This window comes from Actinacidiphila paucisporea, from assembly GCF_900142575.1.
In the GTDB taxonomy this organism is placed as follows: Bacteria; Actinomycetota; Actinomycetes; order Streptomycetales; family Streptomycetaceae; genus Actinacidiphila; species Actinacidiphila paucisporea.
Window position 1 is genome coordinate 317,894 of the sequence record NZ_FRBI01000005.1, and the last position, 22,082, is coordinate 339,975.

At 72.5% G+C, this 22,082-nt stretch carries 20 protein-coding genes, 2 tRNA genes and 2 pseudogenes; 9 read left to right on the forward strand and 15 right to left on the reverse strand.

What is annotated here, in order from left to right; all coding sequences use genetic code 11:
• Positions 1–733 precede the first annotated feature (733 nt).
• The 3 genes and pseudogenes from BUE44_RS11170 to BUE44_RS39755 all read right to left on the reverse strand — a co-directional run.
• On the reverse strand, positions 734–1,720 hold the full coding sequence (locus tag BUE44_RS11170; protein WP_107415681.1) for a GNAT family N-acetyltransferase: 987 nt from the start codon (positions 1,718–1,720) through the stop codon (positions 734–736).
• A gap of 98 nt (positions 1,721–1,818) precedes the next feature.
• Positions 1,819–2,289: pseudogene (locus BUE44_RS11175) on the reverse strand (LuxR C-terminal-related transcriptional regulator); the annotation flags it as partial.
• A 55-nt stretch (positions 2,290–2,344) separates the two neighbouring features.
• Positions 2,345–3,019: pseudogene (locus BUE44_RS39755) on the reverse strand (sensor histidine kinase); the annotation flags it as partial.
• Here BUE44_RS39755 and BUE44_RS37840 point away from each other — a divergent pair.
• Positions 3,018–3,173 carry a hypothetical protein gene (locus BUE44_RS37840; protein ID WP_200804399.1) on the forward strand — a complete coding sequence of 52 codons (156 nt, stop codon included), beginning with the start codon at positions 3,018–3,020 and terminating at the stop codon, positions 3,171–3,173. The pseudogene BUE44_RS39755 and the gene BUE44_RS37840 sit on opposite strands and share 2 nt — an antisense overlap.
• Positions 3,174–3,514: 341 nt before the next feature.
• Here the strand turns inward: BUE44_RS37840 and BUE44_RS11190 are convergent, their stop codons facing one another.
• From BUE44_RS11190 to BUE44_RS11200, 3 genes are all read right to left on the reverse strand, one after another.
• A complete protein-coding gene (locus BUE44_RS11190; RefSeq protein WP_073496712.1) occupies positions 3,515–4,303 on the reverse strand; it encodes an ABC transporter permease in 789 nt (262 codons plus the stop codon).
• Positions 4,304–4,455: 152 nt separating this feature from the next.
• Positions 4,456–5,400 (reverse strand): ABC transporter ATP-binding protein, encoded by a 945-nt coding sequence (locus BUE44_RS11195; RefSeq protein WP_073496714.1) that lies wholly within the window; start codon positions 5,398–5,400, stop codon positions 4,456–4,458.
• A gap of 198 nt (positions 5,401–5,598) precedes the next feature.
• On the reverse strand, positions 5,599–6,132 hold the full coding sequence (locus BUE44_RS11200) for an RrF2 family transcriptional regulator (RefSeq protein WP_073496716.1): 534 nt from the start codon (positions 6,130–6,132) through the stop codon (positions 5,599–5,601).
• A 134-nt stretch (positions 6,133–6,266) separates the two neighbouring features.
• Here BUE44_RS11200 and BUE44_RS11205 point away from each other — a divergent pair, with 134 nt between their 5' ends.
• From BUE44_RS11205 to BUE44_RS11225, 5 genes are all read left to right on the forward strand, one after another.
• Positions 6,267–7,007, forward strand: a complete 741-nt coding sequence (locus BUE44_RS11205) for an SDR family oxidoreductase (RefSeq protein ID WP_073496718.1) — start codon at positions 6,267–6,269, stop codon at positions 7,005–7,007.
• Positions 7,008–7,258: 251 nt separating this feature from the next.
• Complete coding sequence (locus BUE44_RS11210; RefSeq protein WP_073496720.1) at positions 7,259–7,564, forward strand: hypothetical protein; 306 nt, start codon at positions 7,259–7,261, stop codon at positions 7,562–7,564.
• Between the two features lie 215 nt (positions 7,565–7,779).
• Positions 7,780–8,640, forward strand: coding sequence for a DUF1906 domain-containing protein (locus BUE44_RS11215; RefSeq protein WP_073496722.1), 861 nt, complete (start codon positions 7,780–7,782; stop codon positions 8,638–8,640).
• A gap of 158 nt (positions 8,641–8,798) precedes the next feature.
• On the forward strand, positions 8,799–9,323 hold the full coding sequence (locus BUE44_RS11220) for a SigE family RNA polymerase sigma factor (RefSeq protein ID WP_073496724.1): 525 nt from the start codon (positions 8,799–8,801) through the stop codon (positions 9,321–9,323).
• A 147-nt stretch (positions 9,324–9,470) separates the two neighbouring features.
• Positions 9,471–11,120 (forward strand): long-chain fatty acid--CoA ligase, encoded by a 1,650-nt coding sequence (locus BUE44_RS11225; protein WP_073496726.1) that lies wholly within the window; start codon positions 9,471–9,473, stop codon positions 11,118–11,120.
• Positions 11,121–11,201: 81 nt separating this feature from the next.
• Here the strand turns inward: BUE44_RS11225 and pdxR are convergent, their stop codons facing one another.
• The gene (gene pdxR, locus BUE44_RS11230; RefSeq protein WP_079189662.1) at positions 11,202–12,662 is read right to left on the reverse strand and encodes a MocR-like pyridoxine biosynthesis transcription factor PdxR; all 1,461 of its coding nucleotides are present in this window, start codon (positions 12,660–12,662) and stop codon (positions 11,202–11,204) included.
• Between the two features lie 47 nt (positions 12,663–12,709).
• Between pdxR and BUE44_RS11235 the strand changes: the two genes are divergently transcribed.
• A complete protein-coding gene (locus tag BUE44_RS11235) occupies positions 12,710–13,243 on the forward strand; it encodes a carboxymuconolactone decarboxylase family protein (protein WP_073496728.1) in 534 nt (177 codons plus the stop codon).
• 85 nt (positions 13,244–13,328) lie between these two features.
• Here BUE44_RS11235 and BUE44_RS11240 read toward each other — a convergent pair whose 3' ends face one another.
• Together BUE44_RS11240 and BUE44_RS11245 are read right to left on the reverse strand one after the other, a co-directional pair.
• Positions 13,329–17,024, reverse strand: a complete 3,696-nt coding sequence (locus tag BUE44_RS11240) for a PAS domain-containing protein (protein ID WP_073496730.1) — start codon at positions 17,022–17,024, stop codon at positions 13,329–13,331.
• A 316-nt stretch (positions 17,025–17,340) separates the two neighbouring features.
• Complete coding sequence (locus BUE44_RS11245) at positions 17,341–17,844, reverse strand: SSI family serine proteinase inhibitor (protein WP_073496732.1); 504 nt, start codon at positions 17,842–17,844, stop codon at positions 17,341–17,343.
• A gap of 247 nt (positions 17,845–18,091) precedes the next feature.
• On the opposite strand from BUE44_RS11245, the gene BUE44_RS11250 reads away from it, so the two are divergent.
• Positions 18,092–18,185 (forward strand) — tRNA-Ser (locus tag BUE44_RS11250).
• 159 nt (positions 18,186–18,344) lie between these two features.
• Positions 18,345–18,417, forward strand: a tRNA-Arg gene (locus tag BUE44_RS11255).
• 96 nt (positions 18,418–18,513) lie between these two features.
• Here BUE44_RS11255 and BUE44_RS11260 read toward each other — a convergent pair.
• From BUE44_RS11260 to BUE44_RS11285, 6 genes are all read right to left on the reverse strand, one after another.
• The gene (locus BUE44_RS11260) at positions 18,514–19,740 is read right to left on the reverse strand and encodes a site-specific integrase (RefSeq protein WP_073496735.1); all 1,227 of its coding nucleotides are present in this window, start codon (positions 19,738–19,740) and stop codon (positions 18,514–18,516) included.
• Positions 19,737–19,952, reverse strand: coding sequence for an excisionase family DNA-binding protein (locus BUE44_RS11265; protein ID WP_073496737.1), 216 nt, complete (start codon positions 19,950–19,952; stop codon positions 19,737–19,739). The genes BUE44_RS11260 and BUE44_RS11265 overlap by 4 nt, the downstream gene beginning before the upstream one ends.
• Complete coding sequence (locus BUE44_RS11270) at positions 19,949–21,214, reverse strand: replication initiator (protein ID WP_073496739.1); 1,266 nt, start codon at positions 21,212–21,214, stop codon at positions 19,949–19,951. Before BUE44_RS11270 ends, BUE44_RS11265 begins: the two co-directional genes overlap by 4 nt.
• A 159-nt stretch (positions 21,215–21,373) precedes the next feature.
• On the reverse strand, positions 21,374–21,652 hold the full coding sequence (locus tag BUE44_RS11275) for a hypothetical protein (protein WP_407640016.1): 279 nt from the start codon (positions 21,650–21,652) through the stop codon (positions 21,374–21,376).
• A gap of 24 nt (positions 21,653–21,676) precedes the next feature.
• Positions 21,677–21,871, reverse strand: coding sequence for a hypothetical protein (locus tag BUE44_RS11280; protein WP_073496741.1), 195 nt, complete (start codon positions 21,869–21,871; stop codon positions 21,677–21,679).
• Between the two features lie 16 nt (positions 21,872–21,887).
• A complete protein-coding gene (locus BUE44_RS11285) occupies positions 21,888–22,076 on the reverse strand; it encodes a mobile element transfer protein (protein WP_073496743.1) in 189 nt (62 codons plus the stop codon).
• Between the last annotated feature and the right edge of the window lie 6 nt (positions 22,077–22,082).

Below are 22,082 nucleotides of genomic sequence, written 5' to 3' on the forward strand. Positions count from 1 at the left end.
GTTGACCCGTTCGATGACACAAATGTAACGAAGTATGCAAAGGCGTGGTTTGGCCTCGATGAGATAGTCAAGTCTCACAGCGTGTCCGGGAACGAGATTTGCGCCTCATTTCTTCGCGAAAGCGCTGAAGTTAAAGACCTGCGCCGTAACCCGTTGATGCTTTCTCTCCTCTGCGTCCTCTACACTTCTACCGGCTACATTCCGAACAACAGGCCAGAGATCTATGAGAGATGCGCGGAGCTACTATTTCGGACCTGGGATAAGTCACGCGGCGTTGAAATCGGATTCGAGTACCCGGCCTACCTCATGTCGGCCGTGCAGCACCTGGCTTGGAGAATGCTGACGGACGCAGAGGGCCGACAGGCGCTCCCGAAGGCGGAGGCGTTGAACTTCCTGACACGGGAAGTATTTTCCAACTGGTTCGAGAGGGAGCCAGAGGCAGTGCAAGCAGCAGAAGACTTTCTCACTTTCTGCTCCGGGCGCGCTTGGGTTCTCACTGACGTAGGCTCCGACACGCTATACCCTGTAAGCGACATCCGCTCCGCGAGTACCGTCCCACAAGCCGTCGGGAAGAGAACGGCTGCGGACTTCGTGGTACACCTCACCTGCCCGCCGGAAGGCCACATCCCGGTACACAGCCTCCGCGGTGGTCAGCGAAGTAGCTGGTCAGAGAGGGTGCCTCTCGCCGAGAGGCACCCCATCGGCGTGTCCGGGGCTTGCGGGCGGTCGTGGGTCAGGCGGTCAGGACCACGATCAGCATGGCCAGCCAGCCCACCGAGACGAAGATCGGGAGCAGGACCATCACGAGGCCGGTCGGGGACGACTGGAGCCATGCGGCTCCTGGCTCGGTGATCTGGCGGCCCACGATGCGCTGGCCGCCGTGCCAGGCCATGTGTTCTTCCAGCTCCACGACCGTGCTCTTGCGCATCTGGAGATAGCGCCTGCCGTACCGCAGCATCACGGCGAAGGACAGACCCGACACGAAGCCGATCACCGCGATGACCGCTCCGATGCCCTGTGCCACCGCCTGTGACTGCGCGCCCTCCTTGCCGAGGGTGAAGGCCAGTGTGGCTGCGAGGCCCGCGGTGATGTAGAGGAAATTGTTGAGCTTGTTCCAGTTGATGAGGTCTTCGTGTTTGTATAAGTCCACGGCGATCCCGTACTGCGTCTGCAGCAGGGACTCGCGCGGCTTCCGCGACACCCACACCACGCGCAGCCTGCCGTCCGGTGGCCGCAACCGGGTCAGTTCCTCGAAACCCATCTTTCGGTGGAACTGCGTCGACGCCTCGTTCGGCGGCTCGCTCACCACCGCCGCGATCACCGGGTTGGACGTCCACTGCTCCAGGACGTGGTGGTACAGCATGGAGGCGACACCCTGGCGCGCGGCGTCTCGGGCCACGCACACCTGCTTGATCACCAGGAAGCTGCCGAGCGTGGTCTTTATCCGGCGGTTCAGCCACTCGTCGGGTTCGATCCGCTCGTCGCTGTATGCCAGCAGGAAGCCCAGGACGTCTGCCCCCTTCACGGCCACGTAGAAGTGCTCGGCGCTCACCAGCCGCCCCCGGTACACCTCGTCGGTGTACTCCGACACCAGGAAGCCCTCCCGGCTGGCGGTCGCCGGATCGATTCCCTCCAGGTTCCTGGACTGCGCCAGTTCGACGATCATCGGGACGTGCTCCGCGGTCGCCCGTATGACCTCGATCTTCGTTTGGGCAGGCATGGTCACGCCCTCACCTCCGACTGAACGACTGCGCAAGACCACTGGCAGCAGCCTGTACTGACGGATCATCGGACGCAAGCAGGGCGGCCTCCGGTCGGTCAGGGGCCGGGCGGGGTGCGGGGGGTGAGGAGGGCGCGGTTGAAGGCTTCGGCCACGGCGGCCGCGCGGTCGCTGACGCCGAGTTTGGCGTAGACGTTCAGCAGGTGGGTCTTCACGGTGGCCTCGCTGATCAGCAGGCGGGTGGCCACTTCGCGGTTGGTGGCTCCGGCGGCCACCCATTCGAGGACTTCGCGTTCGCGGGGACTGAGCAGGGACGGGGCGGGGGTGCGGACGTGCTTCATCAGGCGGGCCGCCACCGAGGGGGCGAGGACCGCTTCGTGGTTGGCGGCGGACTGGACGGCCCGCAGGAGTTCGGAGCGGGGGGCGTCCTTGAGGAGATAGCCGGTCGCTCCCGCTTCGATGGCCGGCAGGACATAGGCGTCGGAGTCGTAGGTGGTCAGGACCAGGATCCGGGCGTGGTTGCCGGACTTGGCCAGTTCGGTGATCGCGGTCACGCCGTCCATGGTGGGTGCCGGCACCTGGCCCGGACTGGACCCGCAGGGTGCCCGACAGCGCTTCGACGCGCTGGCGCATCGCCTGCAGGCCGAAACCGCCGCGCGCGGGGGACGGGTCGAAGCCGCGGCCGTCGTCGCGCACCTCCAGCGTGACCTCGTCGTCCTGGTAGGTGAGGCTCACGGTGACGGTGGTGGCGCGGGCGTGCCGGGCCACGTTGGCCAGGGCCTCCTGCGCCGCGCGGAGCAGGGCCAGTTCGGCTTCCGGGCGCATGGGCCGGGCCGCTCCCGCGGTGATGGCTCTGGCGGTCACGCCGTGCAGGGCGGACCAGCGCTCGGCGACGCCGGCGAGGGCCTCGCCCAAACCCGCCGTCTCCAGCGGCTGCGGCCGCAGCGCGTCCACGGATCGGCGGGCCTCGGCCAGGCTCTCCCTGGCCAGGCCGGTAGCCGCCGTGAAGTGCCGCCGCCACCTGTCCGGGTCGCCGCCGGCCTGTTCCGCGGCCTGCAACTGGGTGACGATCCCGGTCAGGCCCTGCGCCAGCGTGTCGTGGATCTCCCGAGCCATCCGCCGGCGTTCGTCGAGGATCCCGGCCTCGCGGGCCTGGGCCAGCAGTTGCCGGTGCAGCCCGGCGTTCTCGGCGAGCGTCGCCTGGAGCCGGCGGTTCACCTCGCGTACCTGCTCCAGTGCCGTCTCGCGTTCGTCGCTGTGCTGCTCGACGCCCCGCTCCCACCAGGCCGTACCGCACATGCAGACGACGTTGGCGACCAGCACCGCGGCGAAGGCGGTCAGGCCGACGGCGCTGTCCTTGGGGACTCCGGCAGCCTGGGCGCTCCCCGACTCCAGTGCGACCGCGGCGACCGCGGGGAGCCGCCACGGCCAGGGCACGATGCCGAAGGCGTAGGAATAGCCGGCCGGTGTGAAGAGGCCGAACCACGGGTCCCGGACGACGAGGACGCCGGTGAGCAGGACCAGGCCGACGAAGAACAGCCCCATCACCGCGGCCTGTTCGCGCCAGGCGGGGTGCAGGGTGAACATCCACAGGATCCACAGCGCGGTCGCGGCGCACAGGACGAGGTCGATGAGCAGGGATCCGAACGCCCGGTGCTTGATGACCACGGTCACGACGGCGAGGGCGGCCAGCAGCACGTAGGGCACGACCGTCACCAGCGGAAGCAGCCACTCGTCGTGCCTGCGGGTCGGGGCGGGCGGGTCCGTCCTGTTCATGGGTGCCTCTCCCTCACGTCACTCCCAGCGGAACGATCTCATCGCGCCGGCGCCGAAGACCAGGGCGTAGGCGGCGAGGGTGGCCAACTGGAGGGGATGGGGCGAGTGGCCCTCGGTCGCGTCGGTCAGCGCCTGCACGGCGGCGCCGAGGGGGGCGGCGCGGCTGATGTGCCGCAGCAGCGGGGGCATCGCGGCGATCGGCAGGAACAGCCCGGCGAAGAACATCATGACGTAGAAGAGGGTCGCGCCCACGGCGTTGGCGATCCGGCCGTTGGGCGAGGCGGCGGCGACGAACAAGCCGATGGCGAGGAGGGCGAGCGCGGCCAGCGCGATGCTGATCAGGTACCCGCCGAGCCGGCGCGGCAGCGCCACCCCGAAGGCGAACCTGGCCACCAGGAGCACGGCTGCCACCGAGACGGCCGCGGTGGCGAGGTTGACCAGCAGTTGGGCGGCCAGCACCCGGGCCGGCCCGACCGGGGTGGTCCGCAGGCGGCGCAGCACCCCCTTCTCCCGGTAGCCGGCCAGCACTTGGGGCATGACGGTGAAGGACAGCATGGCCAGCACGAAGGCGGACAGGATCGGGACGTAGACGTCGAGCAGGGTGAAGCCGTCGAGGTCGTCGCGGTGCTCGTTGTAGAAGGGCAGGTTGCCGAAGACGACCAGCAGCGCGAGCGGCAGCCCGACGGCGAAGACGGGGCCCACCCGTTCCCTTACGAACAGCTTCAGTTCGGTGAGCGCGAGCCGTCCCAAGACCGGGCCCCGGTCGGTGGCGGGCGGGACGGGCCCGGCTGGGGTGCTGGCTGACATGGCGTGCTCCTGCTGCTCGTTCGGCTGGCTCTGGGCGGCGCCGGCCTCGGCACCGGCTTTCGGTCAGGTGGCGCCGGGTTCGGGAGCGCCCGGCCCGTAAAGCCCGGCCACGGAAGATCCGGGCCCGTAAAGCCCGGCCACGTCACGCCCGGTCAGGTCGCGCCCGCCCCGGGAGCGCCGCCAGGACCGGCGCCCGAGTGGCTGCCGGTCAGTGCGACGAAGGCGTCCTCCAGGCTGGGCTGCTCCACCCGGAGGTGCTGCGCGACGATGCCGTTGCGCGCCAGCACGGAGGTGACCGCGGTGAGGGCGTCTGCGGTGCCGGTGACGACCACGTGGTCGCCGCTGCGGGCGAGGCCGATGACGTCCGGCAGGCCGGTCAGCAGGGCGTCCTCGAACGGTACGGACGGCCGGAAGCGTATCCGCCGGCCGTCCCGGAGCCGCTCGGTCAGGCCCGCCGGGCTGTCCACGGCGACGACCCGGCCCCGGTCGATCACCGCCACCCGGTCGCAGAGCCGCTCGGCTTCCTCCATGAAGTGGGTGACCAGCATGATCGTCACCCCCCGGGAGCGGACGTCCTGGATCAGGCTCCAGGTGTCCCGCCTGGCCTGCGGGTCCAGCCCGGTGGTCAGCTCGTCCAGGACGGCCACCTCCGGGTTCCCGATCAGCGCGAGGGCGATCGAGAGCCGCTGCTGCTGGCCGCCGGACAGCTTGGCGTACGGGGTGCGGCGCTTGCCGGCCAGGCCGAGTGCGTCCATCAGGTCCCCCGGGTCGGCCGGCCGGCGGTAGAACGAGGCGTACAGCCGCAGCGCCTCGCCGGCCGTCAGCCGTTCGGGCAGCCGGCCGTCCTGGAGCTGTACGCCGAGGCGCTGCGTCAGCTCGGCGCGGTCGCGCCGGGGGTCGAGCCCGAGGACGCTGATCTCGCCCCGGTCGGCCGTCCGCAGCCCCTCGACGCACTCCACCGTGGTCGTCTTGCCGGCGCCGTTCGGGCCGAGGATTCCGAAGATCTCGCCCTGCTGGACGGTGAACGAGACGTCGTCGACGGCCACGGTGGAGCCGTAGCCCTTGTGCAGGTGGCGCACCTCGATGACCGCCGGCATGCGGGAGTCCTTCCGTCCGGTTCCGGAGGGGTTCCGGTCGGTGATGCCAGCGTGGCAGCGGCGCGGCCCCGGCCACATCGACCGCCCGGTCCTCTTCCGCGCGGACCGGCTGGTCGGCCGGACGGTTGAGCCGCGTCAACCGATCGGCTGATGCGGCCCGTCCGGAGCGCCGGGGGCCGGGCCGGCGGGCGGGGGCGCTCAGGCGGTCGGGCCCTCCGGGCCGGACGGACCCGCCGGGTCGGACAGGGCCAGGGCCGAGGGGTCGGACAGCCAGGTCCTGATGCTCGCCATCGTGCCCGGACCGGAGTCGTCGGTGACGCTCGCCGCGAGGTCGGCGACCGTTATCTCCTGGAGGGCCGCGCGCCAGGCGGCGTCGGCGGTGGCCATGGCGCGGGAGATGGCGCAGGGGCGGGTGCAGGCCTCGGCGGATGCCGCCAGGGGGCCGCGCCGGCGGATCTCGGTGCAGACGAACGCGGGCTGGGCGCCGTCGATGGCCGTGACGACGTCGAGGACGGTGATCCGGGCGGGGGTCTTGGTCAGGACGTAACCGCCCGCCTTGCCCTGGACGGAGCGCACGAGGTCGGCGCGGGAGAGCGCCTGGAGCTGCTTGGCCAGGTAGCTCCCGGAGACGTCGTGCAGCTCCGCGAGGCGGGCTGCGGGGACGGGGTCGGTCGCCGCGGTCAGGACGACGCAGCAGTGCAGCGCCCACTCGACCCCGCCGGACAACTTCATGGGCTCGCGCTCCCTCCGCTTGACTCGGATAAAGACTATCCGACTATTATCTCGGATAAGAAGTGTCCGAGTTCGGGAGGGTGTCCTCCCTCGATCCCGGGCGTGCCGTGTGGCGCGTCCGAAAGGCGGCAGTCATGAAGTTCACCGTGGTCGGCGGGACCGGTCTGATCGGCTCGCAGGTGGTCAGGATGCTGACCGAAGCGGGACACGAGGCCGTGCCCGTGGCACTGTCCACCGGAGTGGACGTGATCACCGGGAAGGGCCTGGACGAGGCGTTCCAGGGTGCCGACGTCGTCGTCAACCTGACGAATTCGCCCACCTTCGACGAGGCCTCCCTGGACTTCTTCCGCACCTCGATGGGCAACCTGCTCGCCGCGGGCGAGAAGGCCGGGGTCGGGCACCAGGTCATCCTGTCGATCGTCGGCGTGGACCAGGTGCCCGCGCTGGACTACTACCGGGCCAAGGTGCTCCAGGAGGAGCTGCTCCAGCAGGGGCCGACCCCGTACTCGATCGTGCGTGCCACGCAGTTCTTCGAGTTCATGGGCGCGGCCCTGTCCTGGACCTCGGACGAGGAGACCGTGCGGCTGCCCGCGACCCCGATCCAGCCGATGGCCGCCGCGGATGTGGCCGCCGCGGTCGCGAAGGTCGCCGCCGGCTCGCCGCTGCGCGGGATCTACGAGGTCGCCGGGCCCGACGTCTTCCGGCTGGACGAGCTGGGCAAGGTCACGCTGGCCGCGAAGGGGGACGGCCGTACCGTCGTCACGGACGACCAGGCCGGGATGTTCGCGGCCGTCGATGGCGACGTCCTCCTCGGGGGACCTGGCGCCCACCTGGCGCCCACGCACTACCGGGACTGGCTCCAGCAGGCCCGCTGACCAGGCTCAGGGGGGCGCGCGGGGCGCGCGTGGATGTGCCGAATGCCACCGAAACGGTCATTCCGGAGGTTTGTCGACAGATCGTCACGCGTGCGAGGGAAATGGATCAAGCCGGCGCGTTCGAGGTGCAGGTGCTGGGCAAGTCTGGATTCGGCGACGCCGTCGGAAGGACAGGTGGAGCGGTCGGCCGGCCGCTCCACCGCAGACAGCAGGTCCGAGTTCGGAATTCTGTCCCCTTGGGAGGGAACACCATGGCAAGCATCCGTACCGTCCGTGTCCTGGCCGCCGTGGCCGCACTGCCCGTCGCGGCGGTGCTGTTCGCCGGCACCGCCGTGGCCGACGACGGCGCTTTCGCGGGTGGCCAGTCGAACGCGGCGGTGGTGAGCAACTCCGGCGGCAACGTCGGCGGCGGCAACTTCGGCAATGTGACGACGACCCAGCAGGCCGCCACCGGCACCGGCGCGTCGAACCAGAACAACACGGCGAGCGTGGCCGGCGCCGGATTCACCGCCATCGAGCAGAACACCGCGAACGTCCACTTCTCGCCGCTCTGGTGACCCTCCGGGTGATCCGGTGCCCGCGCGCCGAGGACGCGCCGGCCGACTGAACGCAGCCAGGGCGCGCGGCGGCCTCCCCGTGCCGTCGCGCGCCCGCCGTCAGTTTGTCCACAGGCTGTGGACAGTCGCGGAGGCTGCTCCGGAAGGCCGCCGCAGACGGGTGTGCGGCGGCGTGTCTGCGCGGTACGGGCGCGCTCGCCACGTTCACTCGCGGCATGAGCGAAAGACATATTTTCATCCGTTATGTCCTCCGGCTGCTGGTCGGCACTCTGGCGCTGACCGGTCTGCTCCTCCCCACCGCGAGTGCCGTCGCCGCGCCCGGCGCCGTCGCCGCCAACCGGGGGGACACCGCACCCCGTATCTTCCAGGGCCGCGGATTCGACACCTGCCAGGCCCCCGACCTGGCGACGATGCGGGCCTGGCGGGCGTCCTCCGCCTACCGCGCCGTCGGAATCTACTTCGGCGGGCGGGCCCGGGCCTGCAAGAGCCAGGCCAATCTGACCACCGACTGGGTGCGGCAGACCACCGGCGCGGGATGGAGCCTGCTGGCGATCTACGTCGGTTCGCAGAGCCCCTGCGTCGACGGCTCCAACAAGAACCCCTACCGCATCGACCCCGCGCAGGCGGCGAGCCAGGGCGGCACCGAGGGCGAGGACGCGGTCAGCAGCGCCAAGGCGCTGGGCCTGGACAAGGGCAGCGCGCTCTACCTCGACATGGAGGCGTACGACATCGGCGACTCGGCCTGCGCCGCCGCGACCCTGACCTTCCTGCGGGGCTGGGACCGCCAGGTGCGGGCCGCGGGCTACCTGGCCGGCTTCTACAGCAGCGCCGACTCCGGCATCAAGCACATCGAGACCGCCCGCAAGGCCGGCGTCACCGACCTGCCCGACGCCGTCTGGTACGCCCGCTGGGGCGTCAGCGCGACGCTGACCGACGAGCCCGCCCTGAGCTCCGACGCATGGGCCTCGCACGCCCGTATCCACCAGTACACCGGCAGCGTCACCGAGTCGTACGGCGGCAAGAAGCTCACCATCGACCGCGACCTGATCGACGGCCCGGTCGCCGTGGTCGACTGAGACCGCCCTACGCCCTCAGGTGTATCCCCTGCGGGTCGCGGGCCCGCGGCTCCCCCCTCGGGGGGTGGGGAAACCCCCCGCCCTACGACCTGAGAGTGATCCCCTTTCGGCACCTGCGGCCGATCCGCGAAGGGCCCCGCGCCTCCTAGCGTGGAGCCATGACCACGCCTGTGTGCACCAGCGCCAGCACGACGCAGTTCACGGCCTACGTACGCACCAAAGGCCCGACGCTGCTGCGCACCGCGCGCTCCCTGACCCCGAATCCCGCCGACGCGGAGGACCTGCTGCAGACCGCGCTGACCAAGACGTATCTCGCCTGGGACCGGATCGACGACCACCGGGCCGTCGACGGGTACGTCCGGCGCACCCTGGTCAACACCAGGACGTCGCAGTGGCGCAAGCGCAAGGTCGACGAGTTCAGCACCGACGAGCTGCCCGAGCCCGCGGCCGGCGGCGCCCCGGACCTCACCGAGCAGCAGGCGCAGCGCGACGCCCTGCTGCGCGCGATAGCCCGGCTCCCCCCGCGCCAGCGCGCCATGGTCGTGCTCCGCTACTACGAGGACATGAGCGAGGCGCAGACCGCCGAGGCGATGGGCGTCTCCGTCGGCACCGTCAAGAGCGCGGTCTCGCGTGCGCTCGGCAAGCTGCGCGACGATCCGGAGCTGGAGCTGTGCGTGGCCTGAGCGCCTCGCGGACCGGCGGCGGCCGGGGGGCGCGGGCCGGTCCGGGTCGGGCGGCGGGCGCGCGGGGTAGTGACATACCGCCTGGTATGCCAGCACAATCGCGGGACACCCACCTCGCCGACCTCATGTAGCCGCCGGAGGCCCGCTGTGCTGAGCACCATGCAGGACGTACCGCTGACCGTGACCCGCATCCTCGAACACGGGACCGTGGTGCACGGCAGGTCCCGGGTGACGACCTGGACCGGCGACGGCGAACCGCACCGCCGCAGCTTCCGCGAGGTGGGCCTCCGGGCGGTGCGGCTGGCGAACGCGCTGCGCGACGGGCTCGGGGTGTCCGAGGGCGACCGGGTCGCCACCCTCATGTGGAACAACGCGGAGCACATGGAGGCCTACCTGGCCATCCCCTCCATGGGCTCGGTGCTGCACACCCTCAACCTGCGGCTGCCCGCCGACCAGCTGGTGTGGATCGTCAACCACGCCGCCGACCGGGTCGTCCTGGTCAACGGCTCCCTGCTGCCGCTGCTCGCCCCGCTGCTGCCGCGTATGGAACCGCTGGAGCACATCGTCGTCGTCGGCCCCGGCGACCGCGGCCTGCTGGCGGGCTGCCGCCCCGCGGTGCACGACTACGAGGAGCTGCTGGCCGGCCGCCCCGCCACCTACCCCTGGCCCGAGCTGGACGAACGCAGCGCCGCCGCCATGTGCTACACCTCAGGCACCACCGGCGACCCGAAGGGCGTGGTCTACTCCCACCGCTCGGTCTACCTGCACTCGATGCAGGTCGGCAGCGCCGAGTCGATGGGCCTGACCGACCACGACACCAGCCTTCCCGTCGTGCCGATGTTCCATGTGAACGCGTGGGGCCTGCCGCACGCGGCCTTCATGAGCGGGGTCAACCTGCTGATGCCCGACCGCTTCCTGCAGCCCGCCCCGCTGGCCGAGATGATCGAGAGCGAGCGGCCCACGCACGCCGCCGCCGTGCCCACCATCTGGCAGGGCCTGCTGGCCGAGCTGACCGCGAAGCCGCGCGACGTCAGCTCGCTCAAACGGGTGACCATCGGCGGGTCCGCCTGCCCGCCCGCGCTGATGAAGGCCTTCGACGAGCAGCTGGGCGTGCAGCTCTGCCATGCCTGGGGCATGACGGAGACCTCCCCGCTGGGCACGGTGGCACTGCCGCCGGCCGGGGTCGACGGCGAGGAGGAGTGGGCGTACCGCATCACCCAGGGCCGCTTCCCCGCCTCCGTCGAGGCCCGGCTGATCGGCCCCGACGGCGCGGTGATGCCGTGGGACAGCGAGTCGGCGGGCGAGCTGGAGGTCCGCGGGCCGTGGATCGCCGGGGCGTACTACGGCGGTGCGGGCGCCGAGCCGCTGCGCCCCGAGGACAAGTTCAGCCCAGACGGCTGGCTGCGTACGGGCGACGTCGGCGTCATCTCGCCGGACGGCTATCTCACCCTCACCGACCGGGCCAAGGACGTCATCAAGTCGGGCGGCGAGTGGATCTCCTCGGTCGAGCTGGAGAACGAGCTGATGGCCCACCCCGACGTCGCCGAGGCCGCGGTCGTCGCCGTCCCCGACGAGCGGTGGGGCGAGCGCCCGCTGGCCACCGTGGTGCTGGTCGAGGGCTCGACCACGGGATATGCCGAGCTGCGCGACTTCCTCGCCACCCGGATCGCCCGCTGGCAGGTCCCCGAGCGGTGGGCGATCATCCCGACCGTGCCCAAGACCAGCGTCGGCAAATTCGACAAGAAGGTGATCCGCAAGTCGTACGCGGACGGCGAGCTGGACGTCACGAAGCTGTAGCCGCCTCGGGCCGACCCGACCAGACCTGCCTCGGGCCGCCGGGTCGCCGGACCCCACCCGCCGGCGGCCCGGCGCGTACGGTCACCGCTCGGGCAGCACCCGGCACAGCGCCACCAGGGCGGCGGTGAAAACGTTGTCCGGCGGGGCCGCGTACCCGATCACCAGGCCGTCCCGGCCGGTGTCGGGCGGTGCGTCCGGGTGCCGGAAGCCGGCCAGCGCCTCGACGGCGAGCCCCTGGAAGGCCGCAGCCCGAGCCACCGCGGCCTCCGTACCCGGCGGCAGCCGCAGCACGGCGTGCAGCCCCGCCGCGATGCCCGTCACCTCGATGTGCGGGGCCTGTTCCGCGAGGACCGCGGCGAGTTGGTCGCGCCGCCGCCGGTAGCGCTGCCGCATCCCGCGCAGGTGCCGGTCGTAGCCGCCCGACTCGATGAAGTCGGCCAGCGTCAGCTGGTCGAGCGCGCTCACCGTCGGCTCCCGCTCGCCCTTGGCGGCCACGACGGCGTCCACCAGGTGGGTGGGCAGCGCCGCCCAGCCGAGCCGCAGCGCGGGCGACAGGCTCTTGCTCGCCGAGCCCAGGTAGGCCACCCTCTCCGGGTCGAGCCCCTGCACCGCGCCCACCGGCTGCCGGTCGTAGCGGAGTTCGCCGTCGTAGTCGTCCTCCAGGACCAGCCCGCCGGCCGCCCGGGCCCAGCCGACGGCCGCGGCCCGCCGGTCCGGGTGCAGGGCGACTCCGGTCGGGAACTGGTGCGCGGGCGTGAGCAGGACGCTCGCCGCACCGCTCGCCGCGAGCCCCGCCGGGTCGGCGCCGCGCCCGTCGACGGGCAGTGGGAGCATACGCAGGCCCGCCGCCGTCAGGAGGCGGCGGTGGTGCGGCAGCCCGTAGGCCTCCACCGCGACCGGCGCCGAGCGCACCTGCGGGACCGTCGCCAGCAGCCGCAGCGCGCCCGCGACGCCCGAGCACACCACGATCCGCTCGGGCGAGGTCCGCACCCCGCGCGCCCTGGCCAGATAGCCGGCCAGCGCCCGCCGCAGCTCGATGCGGCCGCGCGGGTCGCCGGGCCCGAAGGCGTCGTTCGGCGCGGCGGTCAGCGCCCGCCGGGACGCGGCCAGCCAGCTCGTCCGGGGGAAGGACCCGGTGTGCGGCACACCCTGCCGCAGGTCGAAGGCCGGCCGGGGCGCGGGCGCCGGCGGCGGGTCGGGCGCGGGGGCGGGCGCCGCCCGGTCGGCGACCCGGGTGCCTGAGCCCTGCCGGGCGGTCAGCCAGCCCTCGGCGACGAGTTCGGCGTAGGCGTCCGCGACCGCGTTCCTGGCCATGCCGAGATCGGCGGCCAGCGAGCGGTACGGCGGCAGCCGGGTGCCGGGCGGCAGCCGCCCGGCACTGACCGCGGCCCGCAGCGCCCTGGCCAGTACGGCCCGCCTGCCGCCCCGGCCGGCGCCGTCGTCCGCGGCCAGCTCCAGGTGCAGGTCGCGGCCGAGACCGGCGGCCGCTTCAGCCCACGCCGCGCGCCCGGACTCCGCTGAATTGACCCGTGAATCCGTCATGGAATTGCACTCTACGCCCGGTCACTGGCGCTTCTAGGCTGATCATCATGACAACGACGACGCAGATCCCGACGACGACGCAGATCCCGACGACGACGCAGACCACCACGGCCACGGCCACCGCTGGCCGGGTCGACATCGCCACCGCCGCGCCCGCGGTCTTCAAGGCCCTCATCGGCTTCGACGCCGCCTCCCGCGCGGGCCTCGACCCGACCCTGGTCGAACTGGTGCAGACCCGCGCCTCCCAGCTCAACGGCTGCGCCTACTGCCTCCACATGCACACCAAGGACGCCCGCAAGCGCGGCGAGAGCGAGGAGCGGCTGTACCTGCTGACGGCCTGGCGCGAGGCGCGGCACTTCTACACCGCCAAGGAGCAGGCCGCGCTGGCCTTCACCGAGGCCGTCACGCTGGTCTCGCAGGCCGGCGTCCCCGACGACGTCTACGCCGAGGCCGCCGCGCACTTCGACGACGGGGAGCTGGCACGGCTGCTCGGCCTCGTGCTCACCATCAACGTCTGGAACCGCATCGCGCTCACCAGCGGCCGGAGGGCCGGCACGGACGCGCGAGGCGCGACGAACTGATGAGCCGTTGCCGGAGCAACCGCTGAGCCCGCTTTTGTGATGAACCGCCGGCCGTCCGTCCCTGCCGGCGTCCGCCGGCAGCGGCTCAGGTGCCGATCTTGCCGAGCAGGTCCACGATCCTGGACTGCACGTCCGTGCTCGTGGAGCGCTCGGCGAGGAAGAGCACCGTCTCGCCGGACGCCAGCCGGGGCAGCTCGGCGGGGTCGATGTCGGCCGAGGTGTAGACGACGAGCGGGGTGTTGTTCAGCCGCGCGTGGCTGCGCAGCCAGTCCACGATGCCCTGCCTGCGGCGGCGGATCAGCATCAGGTCCATCACCACCAGGTTCGGGTGGACCTGCGCGGCCTTCGTCATCGCCTCGGCCTCGGAGGCGGCGTGCGCGACCTGCATCCCGCGCCGCTCCAGCGTCGCCGCGAAGGCCTGCGCGATCGGCTCGTGGCCCTCCACCAGCAGCACCCGCGGCGGGTGCTGCTCGCTGTCCCGCGGCGCCAGCGCCTTGAGCAGCACGGCCGGGTCGGCGCCGTAGGCCGCCTCCCTGGTCGCCTGGCCGAGCCCGGCCGTCACCAGTACCGGTACGTCCGCCGCCGCGGCGGCCTGCCGCAGCGCCTGGAGCGCGGTCCGGGTGATCGGGCCGGTCAGCGGGTCCACGAACAGCGCCGCCGGCGGCTCCGCGACCTGCGCGTCGACCTCCTCGCGCGACCGTACGATCACCGGACGATAGCCCCGGTCGGTCAGCGCCTGCCGGGTCGACACGTCGGGCTCCGGCCACACCAGCAGCCGGCGCGGCTCGTCCAGCGGCTCCTCGACACGGTCGTCGGCCACATCGGTGACGTCCACCGCGCCGTTCGGCCCGTCCAGCGGTTCGGGGCCCTCGTCGGCGCCGGCGGCGGGCGCGCCTATGGCGTACGACCTGCCGGGGGCCTGCTGCTGCGGGGGCGCGGGCGGGACCGGGCGCGGCAGGGCCGTCTCCACCTCGGGGGCGGCCTGCGGCTCCGGGCGGTTCACCGGCAACTGGCCGCTGTCCGGGTCCGCCTGCGGGTGCTGACGGGCCTGCGCGTCACCGCCCGGGCCGCGCGGCTGGCTCGGCACCTGCTGGATCAGGCTGCGGCTCGACGGTTCGCCGTCGCCGGCCGCCCGGTCCGGGTTGAGCCTGCGGCGGCGCCCGGAACCGCCCGCCGCGACCTGCGCGGGCAGGCCCTGCGGGCTGTGCGCCTCGACCGACTGCGTCTGGGTCTGCGGGTCCTGCGAGCCGTCGGGCCGGTGTGAATACGGGACGCCCTGGCCGAGGGTACGGACGCTTATGGCACGGCCGTACGTGCTGTGGTCCGAGTGCGGGACGGCAGGGGGCGCGGTCGCCGTCGGGATGCCCGGGGCGGGCGGCGGAGGCGGGGGGGCGGCCGGGGTCGGGCGGGTGCCCTGGGCCGGGGGCCAGTTGGTGGCCGGCGGAAGCGCGGCGCGCGCGGGGCCCGCGCCCGGGTCCGCCTCGGGCGGGGTCGGCGCCTGGGGCTGCGGCCGGACAGGGGCAGCGGGCTGCGGCTGTGACTGCGGCTGGGCCTGGGCCTGGGACTGGGCCTGCGGCGGGGTCGGCTGGGCCGCCGACGCGCTGGGCCAGGACTGCGGGGTGGGCGGCACCGTACGCCCGGCGTCCGGCCATGACTGCGGCGCGGGCTGGGGCTGCGGCGGCATCGGGGCGGCCGGGGGCTCGACGGCGCGGCGGGCAGCGCGGCGCCCGGTGCCCTCGGGAGCGACGTCGGCGCCGCCCTGGCCGGCCGGCGGGAGGGCGTTGGGGATCGGTACGGCGGGCAGCTCGGCCCGTTCCGGCGACCGTGACGGAGCGGGGGAGGGCGAAGGGGACGCGGGCGGGACCGGCTCCGGGGCGTGCTGCGCCTGGGCGGGGATCTGCGCCTGCCCCTGCCCCTGCGCTTCGTCGCTGCGGGCCCGGCGGCGGCCGGTCGGCTGCTGCGGCTCGTGCGGCTGCGGCGCCACGGGCTCCGCCTCCACCGGCGCGGGCCGGCCCTCGGGCCTGCGCAGCGCACGCCGGCGCCCGGTCGGCGCCCCGCCGTCCTGCTGGTTCTGGTCCGCGGCCGGCGCCGACCAGGCGGCGGCGTCGCCGTCCGGCCGGTGGCCGCTGGACGGCTGCATGCCCTGCGTCCCGCGGGCGGGCTCGGACGGCATCGGCATCACGGTGGTGTCGGAGTCGCGCGGCCGGTCGCCGTCGTCGGACGTACGGGCAACGCCGCCCGTACGCGCGACGCCGCCCGTCTGCGTATCGCCGTGGTCGGCGGAGCCCCGGCCGTCGCGTGCCTGCCGCGCACCGCCGGCGCCGCTGCCCTTCCCTGCCGGCACTTCGAGCACATAGGCACTGCCCTGGCCGGGCACCTCGTGGGTCTGCAGCACACCGCCGTGCCGCTCCACGATGCCGCGGGCCAGCGGCAGATGCACCGGGTCGCCGCCGGCGTGCGGGCCGCGGACGTCGATCCGTATCACGTCGCCGCGCTGGGCCGCGGCGACCACGATCGTGGAGTCGCCGGCGTAGGCGATGGCATTGCCGGCCGAGTCGATACCCGCCACATCCGCGACCAGATGGGCGAGGGCCTGCGCCATCCGCTCGCCGTCCACCGCCGCCTCGATCGGCGGCGCGTGCACCGCGAACTGAGCCCGGCCCGGGCCGATCAGCTCGGTCGCGCCGTCGATGGCCGCCGCGATCACCTGGTCGAGACCGACGTCCTCGCGGTGCAGCTTGTCCTCACCGCGGTCGAGCCGCTGGAAGGCCAGCACGTTGTCGATGAGGGTGGTGATGCGGGCGTAGCCGGCCGCCAGGTGGTGCAGGATCTGGTTGGCCTCGGGCCACAGCTGCCCCGCCGGGTCGGCGGCGAGCCCGGTCAGCTCGCCGCGCAGCTCGGCCAGCGGCCCGCGCAGCGAGTCGTCGAGCAGCGCGCTCAGCTGGTCGCTGCGCGCGGCCAGCGCGTCGTAGGCGGAGCGGTCGGTGAAGGTCATCACCGCGCCGACCAGTTGGTCGCCGTCCCGTACCGGCGCCGTCGTCAGGTCGACCGGCACCGGCCTGCCGTCCTTGCGCCACAGCGCCTGCCCGCGCACCCGGTGCTTGCGGCCGCTGCGCAGCGTGTCGGCCAGCGGGGTCTCCTCGTACGCCAGCGGGCTGCCGTCCGGGCGCGAGTGGTGCACCAGCGGGTGCAGCTCCTTGCCGCCCAGATCGGTGGCCCGATAGCCGAGGATCTGCGCGGCCGACGGATTGACCAGCACCACCTTGCCGGCCGTGTCGACACCGACCACGCCCTCGGCGGCCGCCCGCAGAATCATCTCGGTCTGCCGCTGCTGGCGGGCCAGTTCGGCCTCGGTGTCCATCGTCCCGGTCAGGTCGCGGACCACCAGCATGAGCAGCTCGTCACCGGTGTAGTGCGGCACGCCGTCGCCGTAGTCGGCGTACGGGGTGCGGCCGTTCTCCAGGTTGGCGCTGGTGACCTCGACGGGGAAGTCCGTGCCGTCGGTGCGCCGCGCCACCATCCTGGTCGGCTTCGTACGGGTGTCCTCGGCCGCCTCGCGCGGGCTGCGCATCGAGCCGGGGATGCGCTTGGAGTCGAACGCCGGAAGCAGGTCGAGCAGGCCCCGCCCCACCAGGGCGGTCCCGGGCGACTCGAAGGTCTCCAGCGCTATCGCGTTGGCATTCACCACGGTGCCGTTGACGTCGACCAACAGGAGGGCGTCGGGAAGGGCGTCCAGTATGGAGGCGAGGCGAGCAGCGCCTCTGGATGGCCTGCTGCTCACGAGACGCGTCCTCTCTGGTTTCCGCTCTGTTCTCGTCCCCGGGTGGCCTGCCACGGGCGGCGAACTCCCGCCGGCGTCGTCGGCTGTCTTTACGGGCGGCCCATCTTGCCGCCACCCCCGGGACATGTCACTAGACCGATTGTACGGGTCGGGCCCCCGCGCGTTGCTGCGGATGCCCATGTGGGGCTGTGCGTATAGGGGTTCGGATTTGTGGGGGGTTTGTGTGGTGTGCGTCACGGGCAGGACGGGGGCGTGCCCCGGCCCGGGTCGCTCAGGTCCCCCGGGCCCCGCCGGCCGCTCCGGTCACACGGGCCACTCAGGCCGGCAGCATCCGCCGGCCCCCGTCCATGCCGTCCGCCGGCGAGGGGAGCACGGGCACCATGCGGGCCCAGCGGGAGACCTCGCAGCCGTCCGTCCTGCGGTACGTCTCGTCGACGGGGAGGCCGCCCCACACGCCGGTGACGCGGGCGGTCTGCGGCCCGCCGTAGATCATCGAGCACATCTGCCCGGCGGGCACCGGCGCCAGCGGCCCGCCCAGCTCGTCGAGCCGCAGGCAGGCGTCCCGCCCGTCCGGGGTCGCGGCGTCGCCGCAGGTCAGGGTGCGCGTGACGACACGGCCGGCGCCGTCGTCATACGTGACGGTGAGCTGGTTCCCGAGGCCGGCGACGCCCGGCCGGGGCAGCCCGACGGCGCCGACGGGCTGGCCCACCGCGAGCAGCGTCCCGGCGGCCGCGGCCGCGGCGGCGACGGCGTACCGGATGAGGCGGGGGCGGATCCGGGAGCCGGCCCGGGGGCTGAGAGGTGCACTGGTCTGAGGCATGCCCCTCCCTATCCCGCCCGAACCGTGCAACCCGCCTATTCCACCCGTTCGTGGGCGTGCCGCCCTCCGCTCGCCCGTACGTCCGACCCCGCCCCGCACGTCCGACGCCCGGTACTTGCGACGCCCCGCCGGGGCCAACCCCTTTGCCCTGCCGACCGGCGGCCTTGTACCGTAGTCTGCGATTGGTCGCGGCCCACGGGGCTGTGTCATCATCTGCACACGCGCCCGCTCACCCGGGTCGCACCCAGGAGGCGTCGCCTAGTCCGGTCTATGGCGCCGCACTGCTAATGCGGTTTGGGCTTTACCGTCCATCGAGGGTTCAAATCCCTCCGCCTCCGCCACCTCCCCGGAACCCCGCCCGTCCCCCTCGGACAGCGGGGTTTCGCCGTTCCCGCCCCCGTCCGCCCGCCGCTCCCTTTACCGATTTCACCTCCCGCCCCACCTCATGTAATGTTGTCACCGCACCCGCCGACCGGCCCAAAACACCGCGAAGCAGGCCGGCACTCGTAGCTCAACGGATAGAGCATCTGACTACGGATCAGAAGGTTGCAGGTTCGAATCCTGCCGAGTGCACAGCAGGTCAGAGCCCCGCCCGGGTCAACCGGAGCGGGGCTCTTTCATGCCGTACAGCAGCGAAGTACAGCAACGGCTGATGTCAGCCGACTGATGTCACCCGGCGCCGCCCATCGCTTCGGAGAGCTGCCGCAGCGCGGCCCGCACCTCCTCCTCACTCGCCTCGGCGTAGACCTCCATCGTCATGGCGATCTGCGAGTGGCGGAGGATGCGCTGGGCCACCTTCGGGTGAACCTTGAGCGCGACCAGGAGCGAGCTGCACGTGTGCCGGGTGTTCCGCAGCGGGATCATGCGCAGGCCTGCCCGACGAGCGCGGAGGGCGAACATCCGGGTGAGATTTCCTGGCTCGATCGGGGTGCCGTACTTGGTGGTGAACACCAAGCCGTGGGCGTCCTGCCAGAGTTCCCCGGCCGCCTTCCGGTCGCCATCCTGCTGGGCCCTGCGCATGCGGAGTGCCCGCAGGCACAGTTCAGGCAGCGGCAGGAAGTCGTCAGACTCCTCAGTCTTGGTCTCGCGGTGCAGAATCTGCTTCCCCGCCCGCTGGATCTGGTGGTCCACGTACAACTCGCCGGAGTCGAAGTCGACGGACTTCCACGTCAGGCCAAGCACCTCCCCGCGCCGCAGGCCCAGGCAGAGCACCAGCACCCAGGCGGCGAAGAGCGGGTCTTCCCGGGTGAGCCCGTCAGCGAGGAACCGGCCGGCCTCGGCGACGGACCACGGCTTGATCCGGCGGCGCCGTGGCTTGGGGACCTTCACCAGAGAGGCCACGTTCTTGCCGATCTCCTCCTCGGTGACCGCGTGCGTGAGGGCCGCACGAAGGGCGTCTCTGGCCGCCTGGATCACCCGGCGGGACGGATACGACTCGCAGCACTCCCCCGCCGCGCAGCACCGTCTACGGGCCTCAGAGCGTCTGGCGTCCTTGCCCTGGGCGCAGCACTGGCAGATGGTCGCCAACTTGGTCAGCCACTCGCGGACGTCCCGCACGGTGAGCTTGTCGAGCCGCTTGGTGCCGAGGTGCGGTGCGATGTAGAGCCGCACCGATCCCTCGTAGGACACGTACGTCAGCGGTGCCAGGTTCGGCCTGACGATCGACTCCAACCAGTACGACAGGAAGGCGTCGAGGGTACGGTGCCGAGTGGCCACCGGCCCTTTGCGTGCTTCGGTGCGCAGCTTGATCCACTTCTCGTGAACCTCTTCCCGGGTCTTGCCGTACACGTACTTCCGCATGCGCCTGCCGTCCGGAGTGTCCACCCAGACGTACGCCGCATAGCCGTTCTTGTACGGGTAGATGGAGCCTTCGCCGTTTCCCCGCTTGCCGCTCATGCCGACCGCCTCTCGGGACCGGCTGCAGTGACCGCCTGGACGTATTCGTCCACCCAGGCCGGGAGGATGCGCCGATTGCGGCCGACCTTGACCGAGCGGATCTCTCCGGTCAGGACCAGCATCTTGGTCTTGGACAGGCCGAAGCCGAGCATTGCGGCGACCTCGGCCACGGTGTGCCACTTGCGGTCGATGACGGCGGTCGTGGCGTTCATCGGGTGGGTTCTCCTTCCGTTCCGGGGGCGGGTTCGAGCGATGCGGTGAGCCAGGCTTCGGCGCGCGTGAGTCCGGTGCCGGCGAAGACCCAGTGGCAGAGGACGTACGTCGTCTCCTCCGGGCGTTGCGGGGCCTGAGCGCGGCGGTACTCGGCGCGGGCGTCGCGGAGTGCGCCGAGGGTGGTGGAGTAGCGGCGGGTCTTGGTGGAGAAGTGGCCGCGGAAGCCGAGCATGTGTGCCCAGGCGCGAAGGCGGAGGTGTTCGAGGTCCTTGCGGGCGCCGAGGGTCCAGGCGGTGCGGATCATCCGGTCGGCGTGGCCGGAGAGTTGGACGTGAGCGAGTTCGGCCAGGAAGCGGAGCGGGCGGTCGAGGGTGCCGGTGGCCGTCTCGGCGCCTTTGGTGGCGTATTTAGCGATGTACGCAGCCACCGCACGGTCAGTGAGTTCCGGGCCGTGGAAGTCGTTGGTGCGGATGGTGCGGACGTCGAGTTGGCGGCCGAAGGCGAAGGTGTGGGTACGGCCGTGGACGGTCGGTCCGCTGACCCGGGCGATGGCGGCGGCGGCGCGGATGGCGTCGGTGAGCAGGTCTGCCGTGGCCCAGGCGGGCGGCGGGGTACTGCCGCCGTCCGGGCCGTCGAGGCGGATGACGGCGTGGAAGTGGACGGCGCCGCGCCGCTGGTACTCGGCGACCTTGGCAAACGAGACGCGGGCGTACTGGCGGAAGGCCCGTTGGCTGAGCCCGGCCCGCTTGGCGATCTCGCGGCGCAGGTAGATGGTGAACCGCCGCCACAGTGCTCCGGCGTGGGCGTTCCAGAGCACGGCGGCTTCGTAGTCGTAGGCGTCCGGGTCGAGCGGGGTGCCGAGTTCGGTGGCGTCGGCCGGGTGGGCGGTGCCACAGCGGCAGCGGCCGGAGTCGGGGCGGTTGTGGACGGGGCCGAAGCCGGGGGCGGTGAAGGTGGCGAAGACGCGCGGGTGGTGGGCGACGTCCTCCGGGGTGCCCTTGCCGCCCCGGAGCCCGGCGGTGATCAGGTGGAAGGTGTCGCGGCGGTAGGTCTCGGCGCAGGCCGGGCAGCGGGTCGTGCGGCGGTTGTTGCAGCGGACGAGCAGGTGGCCGGCGGCCAGGGCGTCAGAGCTGAGGCGGTGGATGGCCGGGCCGATCTCACCGGTCGCCGTGTCGAGGGCGTGTTCCGTGCGGTGGCCGTCGAGTCGGATCGGGTGGGTGCAGCCTCCGAGGCCGGAAAGCTGGGCGACCAGGGCGGGCATGGTGCCCAAGGCAGCCAGAGTGGCGAGTTCGGGCAGCGGGGGCGGGGTGGCGCGGGTGATGATGGGGCTCCTTCACGGGCTGGGGTTCGTGGAGTTGAGCTGCCGGGGCGGCGGATGCTTGGCGGTATCGGTGCCGCCCCGGCAGTGCGGTGGAAGCGGTCAGCGCTGGCGCGGAGGCGTGAGCAGCGAGCGCAGGACCACGGCGACGCCGGCGACCGAGACGGCCGCGACGGTGACGGCGACCAGGAGCGCGGTCAGGACGATGCCGACCGTGATGGCGGCGGCGACTGCCCCGGCGGCGATACGGAAGCCGGGGGCGGTGCGTCGGGTGGCGGTGAGCGGCTGGGGGTGCTGGCACTGGCAGGCGGGTGTGTGCTGCTCGGGAGCGACCAGCGTCGGGACGGCCGGGGCCTGCGGGTACTTGGGAGTCAGGGACACGACGGACCTCTCTTGGCTACTCGTCTAGGTGTGTGTGCCGTTGACGATGTCGACGCCGTTGCGCGTGCTGTCGTCAATCGCGGGCGCGAGGAAGCTGTGGGCGAGGTAGAAGCCGAACAGGGCGATGACGACGGCGACCCAGAGGCGGATGCCGAGGAACTTGATCGCGGCCCAGGCGATGATGCCGAGGACGGCGACGAGGGGCAGGCTGACGGTCACGGGCGGGCGGGTCCTTTCAGCGGGCGGGGCATTGGTGGGTGCGGGCGGCCAGTTCGGCGGCGGCGCGGGAGTCGTAGTCGGCGGAGAAGCCGCAGCGGGGCGCGGTGCAGGCGGCTGTGTGCTTCTCATGGCCGCGCTGGTCGTAGGCGGTGCCGACCTGGACGGGACCGATGCGGACGACGCGTCGGAAGCGGCGGTTGGCCATGGGTGA